The 12,829-nt window shown below is 67.1% G+C and carries 14 protein-coding genes; 6 read left to right on the top strand and 8 right to left on the bottom strand.

Annotated elements, in window-relative coordinates; genetic code table 11:
- The first annotated feature begins 76 nt into the window (after nucleotides 1-76).
- From CFB47_RS13675 to mctP, 3 genes are all read left to right on the top strand, one after another.
- Complete coding sequence (locus CFB47_RS13675) at nucleotides 77-994, top strand: spermidine synthase (protein WP_089461462.1); 918 nt, start codon at nucleotides 77-79, stop codon at nucleotides 992-994.
- A gap of 198 nt (nucleotides 995-1,192) precedes the next feature.
- Nucleotides 1,193-1,435: a DUF3311 domain-containing protein gene (locus tag CFB47_RS13670; RefSeq protein ID WP_011352801.1), complete on the top strand. Its 243-nt coding sequence runs from the start codon at nucleotides 1,193-1,195 to the stop codon at nucleotides 1,433-1,435.
- Nucleotides 1,432-2,982, top strand: coding sequence for a monocarboxylate uptake permease MctP (gene mctP / locus CFB47_RS13665; RefSeq protein WP_089440723.1), 1,551 nt, complete (start codon nucleotides 1,432-1,434; stop codon nucleotides 2,980-2,982). The genes CFB47_RS13670 and mctP overlap by 4 nt, the downstream gene beginning before the upstream one ends.
- Before the next feature lie 67 nt (nucleotides 2,983-3,049).
- Here the strand turns inward: mctP and CFB47_RS13660 are convergent, their stop codons facing one another.
- The 5 genes from CFB47_RS13660 to CFB47_RS13640 all read right to left on the bottom strand — a co-directional run bounded on the left by CFB47_RS13660 (nucleotide 3,050) and on the right by CFB47_RS13640 (nucleotide 8,190).
- A complete protein-coding gene (locus CFB47_RS13660; protein ID WP_089456684.1) occupies nucleotides 3,050-3,505 on the bottom strand; it encodes a VOC family protein in 456 nt (151 codons plus the stop codon).
- 251 nt (nucleotides 3,506-3,756) lie between these two features.
- Complete coding sequence (gene tal / locus CFB47_RS13655) at nucleotides 3,757-4,710, bottom strand: transaldolase (protein WP_039370385.1); 954 nt, start codon at nucleotides 4,708-4,710, stop codon at nucleotides 3,757-3,759.
- A gap of 168 nt (nucleotides 4,711-4,878) precedes the next feature.
- Nucleotides 4,879-6,090 (bottom strand): benzoate/H(+) symporter BenE family transporter, encoded by a 1,212-nt coding sequence (locus tag CFB47_RS13650; protein ID WP_089456682.1) that lies wholly within the window; start codon nucleotides 6,088-6,090, stop codon nucleotides 4,879-4,881.
- A 54-nt stretch (nucleotides 6,091-6,144) separates the two neighbouring features.
- A complete protein-coding gene (locus tag CFB47_RS13645; RefSeq protein WP_034190734.1) occupies nucleotides 6,145-7,320 on the bottom strand; it encodes a VWA domain-containing protein in 1,176 nt (391 codons plus the stop codon).
- A 27-nt stretch (nucleotides 7,321-7,347) separates the two neighbouring features.
- A complete protein-coding gene (locus CFB47_RS13640; protein ID WP_089461461.1) occupies nucleotides 7,348-8,190 on the bottom strand; it encodes a MoxR family ATPase in 843 nt (280 codons plus the stop codon).
- A 246-nt stretch (nucleotides 8,191-8,436) separates the two neighbouring features.
- Here CFB47_RS13640 and CFB47_RS13635 point away from each other — a divergent pair, with 246 nt between their 5' ends.
- On the top strand, nucleotides 8,437-8,796 hold the full coding sequence (locus CFB47_RS13635) for a c-type cytochrome (protein WP_089461460.1): 360 nt from the start codon (nucleotides 8,437-8,439) through the stop codon (nucleotides 8,794-8,796).
- 40 nt (nucleotides 8,797-8,836) lie between these two features.
- On the top strand, nucleotides 8,837-9,196 hold the full coding sequence (locus CFB47_RS13630; RefSeq protein ID WP_011352792.1) for a cytochrome c: 360 nt from the start codon (nucleotides 8,837-8,839) through the stop codon (nucleotides 9,194-9,196).
- A gap of 85 nt (nucleotides 9,197-9,281) precedes the next feature.
- Here the strand turns inward: CFB47_RS13630 and CFB47_RS13625 are convergent, their stop codons facing one another.
- A complete protein-coding gene (locus CFB47_RS13625) occupies nucleotides 9,282-9,716 on the bottom strand; it encodes a DUF1841 family protein (RefSeq protein WP_089456680.1) in 435 nt (144 codons plus the stop codon).
- Nucleotides 9,717-9,999: 283 nt separating this feature from the next.
- Between CFB47_RS13625 and CFB47_RS13620 the strand changes: the two genes are divergently transcribed.
- Complete coding sequence (locus CFB47_RS13620; RefSeq protein WP_089461459.1) at nucleotides 10,000-10,929, top strand: DMT family transporter; 930 nt, start codon at nucleotides 10,000-10,002, stop codon at nucleotides 10,927-10,929.
- A gap of 150 nt (nucleotides 10,930-11,079) precedes the next feature.
- On the opposite strand, the gene nth is transcribed toward CFB47_RS13620, so the two are convergent.
- Nucleotides 11,080-11,724: an endonuclease III gene (gene nth, locus CFB47_RS13615; protein WP_042976184.1), complete on the bottom strand. Its 645-nt coding sequence runs from the start codon at nucleotides 11,722-11,724 to the stop codon at nucleotides 11,080-11,082.
- Nucleotides 11,721-12,722 (bottom strand): electron transport complex subunit RsxB, encoded by a 1,002-nt coding sequence (gene rsxB / locus CFB47_RS13610; RefSeq protein WP_089456678.1) that lies wholly within the window; start codon nucleotides 12,720-12,722, stop codon nucleotides 11,721-11,723. The genes nth and rsxB overlap by 4 nt, the downstream gene beginning before the upstream one ends.
- Nucleotides 12,723-12,829 lie beyond the last annotated feature (107 nt).

The raw sequence follows: 12,829 nt of genomic DNA, 5'->3' as shown, positions 1-12,829 counted from the left end.
GGGTCGCGGTCTCCGTTCTCCCACCAATGCTATCCTCTCGTCCGCTAAAACCAGCTTCACCCAGCGAGATTCACACATGACCCGACTGATCAAGCGCGCGTCCGCCGAGGCGCGCGCGTCCAAGCGCAGCAAGCCGTCCGCGTACAACGGCTCCGACAAACTCCAGCCGCCGCGCGTGAAGCGCCGCCCGGAGATCGACGAACACGACGACGTACCGGTGCTCGAAGCCCCGCGCAAGCCGCGCTTCGCGCCCGTCACGTTCTCGGAAGAGGGCGGCGTGCGCTTCCTGCATTTCGGTACCGAATGGGTGCAGGGCGCGATGCGGATCTCGAAGCCGCTGCATATCGAGCTCGAATACGCACAGCAGATGATGGCGTGGCTACTGTTCCTCGAAACGCCCGAGCGGATCGTCCAGCTCGGGCTCGGCACCGGCGCGCTGACCAAGTTCTCGCACCGCTTCCTGCCGCACGCGAAGGTCGAGGCCGTCGAGCTGAACCCGGCCGTGATCGTCGCCGCGCGCACGATGTTCGCGCTGCCGCCCGACGATGCACGCCTCGCCGTGCATGAAGCCGACGCGTGGGATTTCGTCAACGACCCGGCCAACCGCGGCACGACGGGCGCGATCCAGATCGACCTGTACGACGCGACCGCGCGCGGCCCCGTGCTCGACAGCGTCGCGTTCTACCGTGCGGTGCGCGGCTGCCTCGCGGATGCTAGCATCGCGACGATCAACCTGTTCGGCGATCATCCGAGCTTCGTGCGCAACATGAAGCACCTGAACGCGGCGTTCGACCACCGCGTGATCGCGCTGCCGGAAGTGCATGACGGCAACCGGATCGCGATCGCGTTCTCGGGCCCCGCGCTCGACGTGCCGTTCGCGCAGCTCGACGAACGCGCGAAGCTGATCGAGGACACGCTGAAGCTGCCCGCGCGCAAGTGGGTGAAAGCCTTGAAAGAAACGACCGGCGCACGCGACACCGCGTTCGCGATCTGACGCTTCATGCACCGGCGGCATGCCGGTGCAACCACGCGACAAGGGGCGGATCACCTCGGGTTCGCCCCTGCTTGACCGCGTGCGAGCGGCTCCTATACTGGCGCGAAGCCAGGGGAGCCGCAGCCTACCCGTTTTGCGCTCCTCTCGGCGCCGTACCCGCTCAACAAGATCGATAACCGGGAAAGATGAGGAGACGTCATGGCTCACGATGCCGACGCCAACCGGGCCGCCAAGCGCTGGCTCTGGCTGCTGGTACTGCCGCTGATTGCGATGGTCTGGGTACCGTCGTACAGCAAGATCGAACCGCAATGGTTGGGTTTTCCGTTTTTCTACTGGTACCAGCTGCTTTGGGTCTTCATTAGCGCGGTGATCACTGCGTTCGTGTACTTCAAGACCAAGAACGCGTGGAAGGCGAGCGGCCCGCAGGGAGGTGCGCGATGAATCTCGGCGCAACCTTCGTCTTCGTGCTGCTGTTCATCGGCGTCACGATCATCGGTTTCCTGGCCGCGAACTGGCGGCGCGGCGATCTCGCCCATCTCGACGAATGGGGCCTCGGCGGCCGCCGCTTCGGCACGATCGTCACGTGGTTCCTGCTCGGCGGCGACCTCTACACGGCCTACACGTTCGTCGCGGTGCCCGCACTCGTGTTCGGCGCCGGCGCGATGGGCTTCTTCGCGCTGCCGTACACGATCCTGATCTATCCGTTCGCGTTCGTCGTGTTTCCGAAGCTGTGGAGCATCGCGAAGCGGCACGGCTACGTGACGGCCGCCGACTTTGTCAACGCGCGCTACGGCAGCCGGATGCTCGCGCTCGCGATCGCGGTGACGGGCATCGTCGCGACGATGCCGTATATCGCGCTGCAGCTCGTCGGCATCGAGGTGGTGATCGGTGCGCTTGGCTTCGACACGACCGGCTTCGTCGGCGACCTGCCGCTGATCATCGCGTTCGCGATCCTCGCCGCGTACACGTACACGTCGGGCCTGCGCGCGCCCGCGATGATCGCGATCGTCAAGGACATCCTGATCTACATCACGATCGCCGCGGCGGTCATCGTGATTCCGGCGAAGCTCGGCGGCTTCGGGCACATCTTCGCGAGCGTGCCGCCCGCGAAGCTGCTGCTGAAGGCGCCCGACGCGATGAGCCTGAACGGCTACAGCGCGTACGCGACGCTCGCGATCGGCTCGGCGCTCGCGCTGTTCCTGTATCCGCACTCGGTGACGGCGATCCTGTCGTCGTCGTCCGGCAACTCGATCCGCCGCAACATGGCGATGCTGCCGGCGTATTCGTTCGTGCTCGGCCTGCTGGCGCTGCTCGGCTACATGGCGCTCGCATCGGGCGTGAAGGACATGCCGCAGTACGCGCCGTACTTCAAGGCGTTCGGCCCGAACTTCGCGGTGCCCGCGCTGTTCCTCCAGTATTTCCCGTCGTGGTTCGTCGGCGTCGCGTTCGCGGCGATCGGCATCGGCGCGCTGGTGCCGGCGGCCATCATGTCGATCGCGGCCGCGAACCTCTACACGCGCAATATTCACCGCGAGTTCGTGAACCGCAACATGTCGCACGAGCAGGAAACGCACGTCGCGAAGCTGGTGTCGCTGATCGTGAAGGTCGGCGCGGTGGCGTTCATCCTCGGGTTGCCGCTGACCTACGCGATCCAGCTGCAGCTGCTCGGCGGGATCTGGATCATCCAGACGCTGCCGGCGATCGTGCTCGGCCTGTACACGCGCGTGCTCGACCATCGCGGCCTGCTGGCCGGCTGGGCGGCCGGCATCGTGTGCGGCACGTGGATGGCGATCTCGCTGAAGCTGGCCGGATCGATCTTCACGATCCACCTGTTCGGTCTCGCGATTCCCGGCTACGCGGCCGTGTGGTCGCTGATCGTGAACCTGGTAGTGGCGGTGGCGGTGAGCGTGCTGGTGCGCGTGATGGGCATGGCGCATGCTGAGGATCGCACGCGGCCGGAGGACTATCTCGACGTGGTGGAAGGCTGACGCCGCCTGCCCGGCCACGCGATGAAAAAGCCCGCCACCGGCAAGGTGGCGGGCTTTGTCTTTCGTGTTATCCCTGCGCGCGCTCCGCGAGGTTCTCGCGCTGCGAGAGATCCTCGACGTTGACCATCCAGTGCACGCCGAAACGATCCTTCGCCATCCCGAAGCCGAGCGCCCAGAACGTCTTGCCGAACGGCATCGTCACTTCGCCGCCGTCGGCGAGCGCATCGAACAGCTTCTGGCCTTCCTCGACCGTCGCCGGGTTCAACGACAGCGAATAGCCGGCGTGCATGCCGCCGCCGGGCTGGCTGCAGTCGCCGTCCGAGCACATGATCATCGAGTCGCCGATCGTGAAGCTCGCGTGCATCACCTTGTCGGCGATCTCCGGCGCAATCGTGTAGTCGGGATTCGGCGGCGCGTCCTTGAAGTGCATCTTGAACATCGTCTTCGCACCGAGTGCCTTTTCGTAGAACTGAAGGGCTTCCTCGGCGCGACCGTAGAACGTCAGGTACGGTTGGACTTGCATCGTTGTCTCCTGTAGTGGGGAGCCGGCCTGCGCATCTGCGCGGAATCGGCGTCGTGCAAGACTGACTGGGAAAGAGCGCCTCGGGAAGCGGCCGACGCACCCGTGACGTGGATTGTAGTGCGCGTGCTTGACGATGGAATGAAAATTAAAAACGGCCGCGAACATGACGTTCGCGGCCGTGTGCGGCGCGCGTGCTGACGGCTGTTGCCAGTGTTGCTGACAGCCGCTGACGCTTGTCGTGGCTCAGCGGCTCAGCGCAGCGAGTCGATCAGCTTCTCGAGCTTCACCGCATCGGCGGCGAATACGCGGATGCCTTCGGCGAGCTTTTCGGTTGCCATCGCGTCGTCGTTGAGCTGGAAGCGGAACGCGGCCTCGTCGATCGCGACGCGCGAGGCCGGCTTGTCCTGCAGCGCTTCCGGCGACAGCTTGCGCGTGACCGTTTCGTTGCTGTCCTGCAGCTTCTGCAGCAAATCGGGACTGATCGTCAGCAGGTCGCAGCCGGCGAGCTCGGTGATCTGGCTGGTCGTGCGGAAGCTCGCGCCCATCACTTCGGTCGTGTAGCCGAACGTCTTGTAGTACGTGTAGATGCGGCGCACCGACTGCACGCCCGGATCGTTCGCGCCGCCGTCCTTCTCTTCATTCCACTCGGCGCCGGCCTGCTTCTTGTACCAGTCGTAGATGCGGCCGACGAACGGCGAGATCAGCTGTGCGCCGGCTTCCGCGCATGCGGCAGCCTGCACGAGCGAGAAAAGCAGGGTCATGTTGCACTTGATCCCTTCCTTCTGCAGCACTTCGGCCGCGCGGATGCCTTCCCACGTCGAGGCGAGCTTGATCAGGATGCGCTCGCGGCCGATGCCGGCTGCTTCGTACAGCTTGATGAGTTCGCGGCCCTTGTCGATCGAGCGCTGCGTGTCGAACGACAGGCGTGCGTCGACCTCGGTCGACACGCGGCCCGGGATCAGCTTCAGGATCTCGGTGCCGAATGCGATCAGCAGGCGGTCGATGATGAAATCGGTGCTTTCGTTGCGATGATCGCGGACGGTTTTCTCGAGGATCGGCTTGTACGCATCCTTCTGGACGGCTTTCAGGATCAGCGACGGGTTCGTGGTCGCGTCCTGCGGCTGGTATTGCGCAAGCTGCTGGAAATCGCCCGTGTCGGCGACGACGGTCGTGTACTGCTTCAGCTGGTCGAGTGCGGTAGTCATGGCGATTCGGAAGAAGGGCGCAAGGCGCCGGGTTCTCACGGGCCGCGCGAACGCGGCGGCGAAGCGAGGCGGCGCCGGGCACCGCCTCCGATCCGCTATTCTAGGCCCGATTCGTGTCGGGCACGTTCTGGCGTGTCCGAAGGCCGCAGCGGCGGGCGCGGTGCCGCGTCACGCGGGGCGGCGCGCGTTCAGGATCACCTGCGTGACGATCCCCGCGACGAGCCCCCAGAATGCCGAGCCGATCGACAGCAGCGTGAGGCCCGACGCGGTGACCATGAACGTGACGAGCGCGGCTTCGCGCTGCTTCACGTCCTGCATCGCGTTCGCGAGGCCGCTCATGATCGAGCCGAACAGCGCGAGCGCCGCGACCGACACGACGAGCGCCTTCGGCAGCGCCGCGAACAGCGCGGCGATCGTCGCGCCGAAGATCCCCGCGACCAGGTAGAACGTGCCGCACCACACGGCGGCCGTGTAGCGTTTCGCGTGATCCTCGTGCGCTTCCGGGCCGGTGCAGATCGCGGCCGTGATCGCCGCGAGGTTGACGCCGTGCGAGCCGAACGGCGCGAGCAGCAGCGACGCGAGGCCGGTGGTCGCGATCAGCGGCGACGACGGGGTCCGATAGCCGTCCGCGCGCAGCACCGCAATGCCCGGCACGTTCTGCGACGCCATCGCGACGACGAACAGCGGAATGCCGATGCTGACGATCGACGCGATCGAGAACGCGGGCATCGTGAACACGGGCTTCGCGAATGCGATGTGAAAGCCGCTGAAGTCGAGCAGGCCGAGACCGCCGGCGACTGCCGTGCCGACGATCAGCGTTGTCACGATCGCGTAGCGCGGCGCGAGCCGCTTGACGATCAGGTAGGTGAAGAACATCGCGAGCACGAGCGCCGTCTGGAACTGCGCGGCGCGGAAGATCTCGATGCCGATCTCGAACAGGATGCCCGCGAGCAGCGCGGCTGCGATGCCGGCCGGAATCTTGCGCATCAACGTGTCGAACAGCCCGCTCACGCCGACGGCCGTCAGCAGCACCGCGCAGACGACGAATGCGCCGATTGCCTCGGGGTAGGGCACGCCGGGCAGCGAGGCGATCAGCAGCGCGGCGCCGGGCGTCGACCACGCGACGACGACGGGCGCGCGAAAGCGCAGCGACAGGCCGATCGTCGTCAGCGCCATGCCGATCGACAGCGCCCAGATCCACGACGAGATCTGCGCATCGGTGAGGTGGGCGGCGCGGCCGGCCTGGAACATCAGCACGAGCGAACTCGTATAGCCCGTCATCATCGCGACGAAGCCGGCGACGAGGGCCGAGACGGACGTATCGGCAAAAAAGCGGCGGCCGCCGGCGCGGCTGGCGCTCGCGGTGGGCGAGGGGTTCATGCTATCTCCGGGGGGAGGCCGCTCGGACGCGGCCTTCGTGTCTGGGTGGGGGCGTTACTTGCTGAGTGCGCGCATCGCGGTTTCGAGGCCCGCGAGCGTGAGCGGATACATGCGATGGCCGAGCAGGTCGCGGATCACCGCGACCGACTGCCGGTATTCCCATAGCCGCTCGGGCTCGGGATTCAGCCATGCATGATGGGGGAACTGGTCGGCGAGGCGGCGCAGCCATACGGCGCCGGCTTCCGGGTTGTTGTACTCGACCGAGCCGCCGGGCTGCAGCACTTCGTACGGGCTCATCGTTGCATCGCCGACGAAGATCAGCTTGTAGTCGGGCGTGAACTTGTGCAGCACGTCCCACGTCGCGGTGCGTTCCGAGTGGCGGCGGCGGTTGTTCTTCCACAGGTGGTCGTACACGCAGTTGTGGAAGTAGAAGAATTCCAGGTGCTTGAATTCGGCCTTCGCGGCGGAGAACAGCTCTTCGGTGCGCTTGATGTGATCGTCCATCGAGCCGCCGACGTCGAGCAGCATCAGCACCTTCACGTTGTTGTGGCGCTCGGGCACCATCCGCAGGTCGAGCCAGCCCGCGTTCGCGGCGGTGCTGCGGATCGTGCCGGGCAGGTCGAGCTCCTCGGCGGCGCCTTCGCGCGCGAAGCGGCGCAGCCGCCGCAGCGCGACCTTGATGTTGCGCGTGCCGATCTCGACGGAATCGTCGTAGTCGCGATACGCGCGTGCTTCCCACACCTTCACCGCGGTGCGGTTGCCGTTCGACGGGCCGCCGATGCGCACGCCTTCCGGGTTGTAGCCGCCGTGCCCGAACGGCGACGTGCCGCCGGTGCCGATCCACTTGTTGCCGCCTTCGTGGCGCTCCTTCTGCTCGTCGAGCAGTGCCTTCAGGCGCTCCATCAGCTTGTCGAGCCCCCCCATCGCCTCGATCTGCGCCTTTTCCTCGGGCGACAGCTCGCGCTCGAGGCGCTTCTCTAGCCAGTCGAGCGGAATGTCGAACGCTTCGGACGGCAGCGCGGACACGCCGTGGAAATACGCGCCGAACGCCTGGTCGAACTTGTCGAAGTACTGCTCGTCCTTGACGAGCGTCATCCGCGCGAGAAAGTAGAATGCGTCGATCGACGGCGAGATCAGGCCGGCCTTCAGCGATTCGAGCAGCGTCAGGTATTCCTTCACCGAGACGGGCAGCTTGGCTGCGCGCAGCGCGTAGAAGAAATTGAGCAGCATGGCCGGGCCTTCGCGGGTGAGAGAGGATTACCGGTTGTGCCGGTTCATGTAGACGAGCCGTTCGAGCAGGCTCAGGTCCTGCTCGTTCTTCAGCAGCGCGCCCGCGAGCGGTGGCACGATCTGCTTCGCATCCACGCCGCGCAACTGGTCGGCCGGGATGTTCTCGGCGAGCAGCAGCTTCAGCCAGTCGAGCAGCTCGGATGTCGACGGCTTCTTCTTCAGGCCCGACACGCCGCGCAATTCGAAGAAACTCTCGAGCGCCGCGCGCAGCAGCTCCTCGCGGATGTCCGGGAAATGGACCGCGACGATCTTCTGCATCGTCGCCGGGTCGGGAAACTGGATGTAATGGAAGAAGCAGCGGCGCAGGAACGCGTCGGGCAGCTCCTTCTCGTTGTTCGACGTGATGATGACGAGCGGGCGGTGCTTCGCGCGAACCGTTTCCCGTGTTTCGTACACGTGGAACTCCATCCGGTCGAGCTCGCGCAGCAGGTCGTTCGGGAATTCGATGTCGGCCTTGTCGATCTCGTCGATCAGCAGCACGCTCGAGTGCTCGGCATCGAACGCCTGCCACAGCACGCCCTTGACGATGTAGTTCGAGATGTCCTGCACGCGCGCGTCGCCGAGCTGCGAATCGCGCAGCCGCGAGACTGCGTCGTATTCGTACAGGCCCTGCTGCGCCTTCGTGGTCGACTTGATGTGCCACTGCAGCAGCGGCATGTCGAGCGCGGCGGCCACTTCCTCGGCGAGCATGGTCTTGCCGGTGCCGGGCTCGCCCTTGATCAGCAGCGGGCGTTGCAGCGTCAGCGCGGCATTGACCGCGAGCTTCAGATCGTCGGTGGCGACGTAGTGCGAGGACCCTTCGAAACGCATGGCGGCGCTCTTCTCAATCGGGGAAAAAAACCCAGTATAAGTCAGAAGGGCTGTCCGGTTGGGCCACGCCCGCGTATCGTTGCGGGGCTGTGGCGGGGCGAACCGGGGTGCCTTGTGGACGCGTTCCCCGCCGACGCGGTACAATCTGGCCGTTTTTTTTGGCCTGCGTGGCGACCTGATAAGCATAACGGCGCGGGCCGTTGCCGCTTCGGCGCCAGTTTCCCCTCAAGCTAGGTTACAAGAGCTATGAACAAATTCGTCGGCAAACACGTCGTTGTCGCAGCGCTCGTGGCGCTCGCGGGCAGCGCGCAGGCGGCCGGTGTGGTCGGCAACCCGAAGGACGGGGCGAGCAAGGTCGCCATGTGCATCGGTTGCCACGGCATCCAGGACTACCGCGCGGCGTACCCGGAGGTCTACCGGGTGCCTGTCCTCGGCGGCCAGAACCAGCAATACCTCGAGAACGCGCTGAAGGCCTATCGCAAGAAGGATCGTCACTTCCCGTCGATGAATGCGATCGCCGGTTCGCTGACGGACCAGGACATCGCGGATCTGGCGGCGTACTACGCCGTCCAGAAGGCCGACACGAAGGACAATCCCTACAAGTAAAGCGCGCGCCGCCGATCTGACCGGCGGGACAGGAGCATTCATGAACAACGCATTCAAGACGGCGGCGGTTGCACTGGCGGCCGGCCTCGCGATCGGTACCGCGCACGCAGCGGACACCACGAAGGGCAAGGAACTGGTCGAATCGCACAACTGCGCCGCCTGCCACGGCGCGCAGATGAACAAGCCGATCAACGCCGAATATCCGCGCCTCGCGGGCCAGCACGCCGACTACCTCGTGTGGGCGATGCGCCAGTACCAGATGGGCCTGACGAATCCGCTGCTCGGTCGCAACAACGCGATCATGCAGGCGCAGGTGCAGAGCCTGTCGGTCAGCGACATGAAGGACATCGCGGCCTACATCGAGTCGCTGAAAGAAACCGATCTCGTGTTCAAGAAGTAAGCGCGACGAGCCCGACGGGCTCGCGCAGCAAAAATACCCCGCCACGGCGGGGTATTTTTTTGTCCGCGCGCCGGCGCCGCGGCGCTCAGTCGCGCGACGCGCGACGCAGGATGCGCTGCAGGTACGCGTCGGTATCGGGCGGCGTGCTCGTGCGCTGGGCTTCCCAGATCGTCTCGCCGAGGCATTCCATGATCACGTGCTGCGCGTCGTGGGTCGAGTCGAGCTTGGCCGCGAGCTTGTCGTGCGCGGCGCGGATGCCGGGCGGCTGGTCGATCGACAGCTGCTCGCTGATCGCGAGATGCATCGACAGGTGCAGGAACGGGTTCGTGCGGCCTTCCTCGGGCGTGTACTCGCGCGCGGTTACGCCGTCGGCGTCGGCGAGTTCGTCGTGGTATTCGGGATGCTCGACGATCCAGTCGGCTGCCATTGCTTCCAGCGGTGTCAGGATCTCGCCGGCGCGCTGCTTGCGCCAGGTCTCGGTGAAAAAGCGACGCACTTCGTCGCGGCTTGGATTGAACATGGTGGGGAAACGTCGTGATTCGGACGGCGTGATGCCGCGTCGCGCATTGTACGCCGGGTCGGCGCACGGCGCTGGCGGCGGGCGCGGAGCGGGGTTTGCAGTGGCAATGGCGGCAGTGGTGTCAGTGGCGGTCGCCCACGGGTCGCGCCGGCGCGCGGCGCGGGCCGGTCGTCGCTGCCCGCCACCGGCGCCGGGGAACGGGTAAGCGCGGGCTAGGCTCGCGGCCGCCGCGCCGTTACACTCCGACGATTTCCGTCGCCACGCCGCTCGCGCCCGTTTCGTCATGACCGCCACCGCCCGCCCGTCGTCCACCGCCCTGCAGGGCACGCTCTACGTCGCGCTGTCCGCCGCCGCATTCGGCGCGATGGCGATCTTCGGCCGCTACGCGTATGCGGCCGGCGTCGACGTGCTCGGGCTGCTGATCGTGCGCTTTGCGATCGGCGGCGCGGTGCTCGCCGCGATCGCCCGGCATCGCCGTGTCGCGTGGCCGCGCGGGCGTGCGCTCGCGCCGCTCGTGGCGATGGGCGCGCTCGGCTACGTCGGGCAGTCGTTCTGCTATTTCAGTGCGCTGCAGCACGCGCAGGCGAGCCTCGTCGCGCTGCTGCTGTACCTGTATCCGGCGTTCGTCACGCTGCTGGCCGCGTGGTGGCTCGGCGAGCGCCTCACGCGCGCGAAGGCCGTCGCGCTCGTGCTGTGCGTCGCGGGTTCGGCGCTGATGGTCGGCGGCGGGCATGGCGAGCCGCTCGGGATCGCGCTCGCGCTGGCCGCCGCGGTGATCTATTCGCTGTACATCGTCGGCGGCACGAAGGCGACGCGCGGCGTCGATCCGCTCGCGACCACCGCGATCATCTGCCTGTCGGCAACCGCGACGCTCGTGGCGATCGCCGTCGTGCGGACCGCCGCGTTCGGCGCGCCGCCGCGCTGGCCCGCGACGGCCGGCGGCTGGGCGTCGATGCTCGCGATCGCGCTCGTGTCGACGGTGGCGGCGATGCTCGCGTTCTTTGCCGGGCTAGAACGGCTCGGGGCCGCGCGCACGTCGATGCTGTCGACGCTCGAACCGGTCGTGACGGTCGCGCTTGCGGCGCTGCTGTTCGGCGAAGCGCTGTCGCCGCTGCAGTGGGCGGGTGGCGTCGCGATTCTGGCTGCCGTGCTGGCGCTGGTGCGCGCGGGCGGCGCGGCGGCAGACGACGCGACGGCGACGTCCAACGCATAGCCTGGACGGGGTAAGCGGGGGCGATGGTGCGAGTGGCGACGCGCTATCGTGGTTGCGGTTAGACGGCCGGTCAACGGCCGACGCGGCGCGCATCGTGCGCCCGGCCGCCTGGCGCCGGGCGGCCTGCGGCCAGTCAGCCGCGGTGGCGCGTCATTCGTTCGGCGGCGGCGTCTTCGGCCGGAATTCGCACAGTGGTTCGATCGCGCAGTGCCAGCACTCGGGCTTGCGGGCCTTGCACACGTAGCGCCCGTGCAGGATCAGCCAGTGATGCGCGTCCTGCAGGAATTCCTTCGGCGTGAACTTCTCGAGCGCGGCCTCGACGGCGCGCACGTCCTTGCCCGGCGCGAGCCCGGTGCGGTTCGCGACGCGGAAGATGTGCGTGTCGACCGCGATCGTCGGCTGGCCGAATGCGGTGTTCAGCACGACGTTCGCGGTCTTGCGGCCGACGCCCGGCAGCCCTTCGAGCGCTTCGCGATCGGCCGGCACCTCGCCGTCGTAGCGGTCCAGCAGGATCCGGCACGTCGCGACCACGTTCTTCGCCTTGGTCCGGTACAGGCCGATCGTCTTGATGTACTCGGTGACGCCTTCTTCTCCGAGTGCGACGATTTGTCGCGGGGTATTCGCGACGGGAAACATCTTCCGCATCGCCTTGTTGACCGATACGTCGGTCGCCTGCGCGGACAGCATCACGGCGATCAGCAACTCGAACGGCGTCGAGTATTCGAGCTCGGTGGTCGGATGCGGATTGAGGCTCTGCAGCGTTTCGTAGATCGCGCGTCGTTTGCTGGCGTTCATGGAGCGTTCGGGTCGGGCCGGGCGGACGGGCCATCCGGGCCGTCGTTGCCTGCGTCGTTCTTTTCGTCGTTGCCGCTCGCGGCGGCAGCTTCGGCATCGCGCTGGGCCTGCTGTTCGGCGAGCCGCTTGCGACGCGCCTCGGCCGCGTCGATCTGCGCCTGGACGGCCGCGCTCACGCCTTCGGTGTTCTTCGGCACGGCGCCTTGCCCGGACAGCTCTTCCTTCTTCTTGCGCGCCCGTTCGAGCGCGGCGGCGATGATCGCGCGCTTCTTCGCTTCGGCGTCGTCCGCGGGTGCGGCGGCCGGCGCGGCGGACGGCGTTTCCGCTTGTGCCGCAGCCGGTTTCGCGGCACTCGCCGCGCGGCGTGCGGCCGCGCGCGCTTCGGCGGCCTCGCGCTCGCGGCGCTGGCGCGCGAGCCGCAGGTCGTGGTGCTCGCGTGCGGCGTTGGCCTGCTCCTGGGACCACGCGTCCCAGCCGGTGCGTTCGCCGGTCACCGGCAGCATCGCGATACAGTCGACCGGGCAGGGCGGCACGCACAGGTCGCAACCGGTGCACTGCGACGCGATGATCGTGTGCATCTGCTTCGGCGCGCCGACGATCGCGTCGACCGGGCACGCCTGCATGCACAGCGTGCAGCCGATGCACAGGCTCTCGTCGATGAAGGCGACCGCGCGCGGATGCTCGCTGCCGTTGACGGGGTTCAGCGGAATCACCGGTTTGCCGAGCAGGCTCGACAGGCGCGCGATGCCTTCGGCGCCGCCGGGCGGGCACTGGTTGTAGTTCGCATCGCCGGCGGCGATCGCCTCGGCGTACGGGCGGCAGCCGTTATAGCCGCACTTCGTGCATTGCGTCTGGGGAAGCAGATCTTCGATGCGATCTGCGAGTGTTTTGGAATCGGTCACGGTGACAACGGGCGCAGCGGCGCCGAATGGCTCTCGGCCGCGTCGGGCGCGGCCGGAAAGGTTTGCCAAAGCTCGATTATCGCCGATTTCCCGCATTGCGCTGGACGCCGTCTGTGCGCATAATCGAACCGCTTTTTTGCAGGGGCTCAGCAGGAGGGCGGCCGCCCGCGGCCCGCCCGTTCCAGGGCGGCCGGCGCCAAGGC

The sequence above is a fragment of the Burkholderia sp. AU27893 genome (assembly GCF_002223205.1).
Lineage (GTDB): Bacteria > Pseudomonadota > Gammaproteobacteria > Burkholderiales > Burkholderiaceae > Burkholderia.
The sequence above is the reverse complement of the archived record's forward strand: the minus strand, read 5'-3'. Positions and strand labels throughout refer to the sequence as shown.

Excerpts from the sequence above, each read along its gene's own strand:
- rsxB (WP_089456678.1), bottom strand. The coding sequence starts at position 12,722 with ATGCGGGAAATCGGCGATAATCGAGCTTTGGCAAACCTTTCCGGCCGC.
- CFB47_RS13645 (WP_034190734.1), bottom strand. The coding sequence starts at position 7,320 with ATGCTGCTCAATTTCTTCTACGCGCTGCGCGCAGCCAAGCTGCCCGTC.
- CFB47_RS13650 (WP_089456682.1), bottom strand. The coding sequence starts at position 6,090 with ATGAACCCCTCGCCCACCGCGAGCGCCAGCCGCGCCGGCGGCCGCCGC.
- CFB47_RS13670 (WP_011352801.1), top strand. The coding sequence starts at position 1,193 with ATGGCTCACGATGCCGACGCCAACCGGGCCGCCAAGCGCTGGCTCTGG.
- CFB47_RS13635 (WP_089461460.1), top strand. The coding sequence starts at position 8,437 with ATGAACAAATTCGTCGGCAAACACGTCGTTGTCGCAGCGCTCGTGGCG.
- tal (WP_039370385.1), bottom strand. The coding sequence starts at position 4,710 with ATGACTACCGCACTCGACCAGCTGAAGCAGTACACGACCGTCGTCGCC.
- CFB47_RS13625 (WP_089456680.1), bottom strand. The coding sequence starts at position 9,716 with ATGTTCAATCCAAGCCGCGACGAAGTGCGTCGCTTTTTCACCGAGACC.
- CFB47_RS13660 (WP_089456684.1), bottom strand. The coding sequence starts at position 3,505 with ATGCAAGTCCAACCGTACCTGACGTTCTACGGTCGCGCCGAGGAAGCC.
- mctP (WP_089440723.1), top strand. The coding sequence starts at position 1,432 with ATGAATCTCGGCGCAACCTTCGTCTTCGTGCTGCTGTTCATCGGCGTC.
- CFB47_RS13640 (WP_089461461.1), bottom strand. The coding sequence starts at position 8,190 with ATGCGTTTCGAAGGGTCCTCGCACTACGTCGCCACCGACGATCTGAAG.
- CFB47_RS13675 (WP_089461462.1), top strand. The coding sequence starts at position 77 with ATGACCCGACTGATCAAGCGCGCGTCCGCCGAGGCGCGCGCGTCCAAG.
- CFB47_RS13620 (WP_089461459.1), top strand. The coding sequence starts at position 10,000 with ATGACCGCCACCGCCCGCCCGTCGTCCACCGCCCTGCAGGGCACGCTC.
- CFB47_RS13630 (WP_011352792.1), top strand. The coding sequence starts at position 8,837 with ATGAACAACGCATTCAAGACGGCGGCGGTTGCACTGGCGGCCGGCCTC.
- nth (WP_042976184.1), bottom strand. The coding sequence starts at position 11,724 with ATGAACGCCAGCAAACGACGCGCGATCTACGAAACGCTGCAGAGCCTC.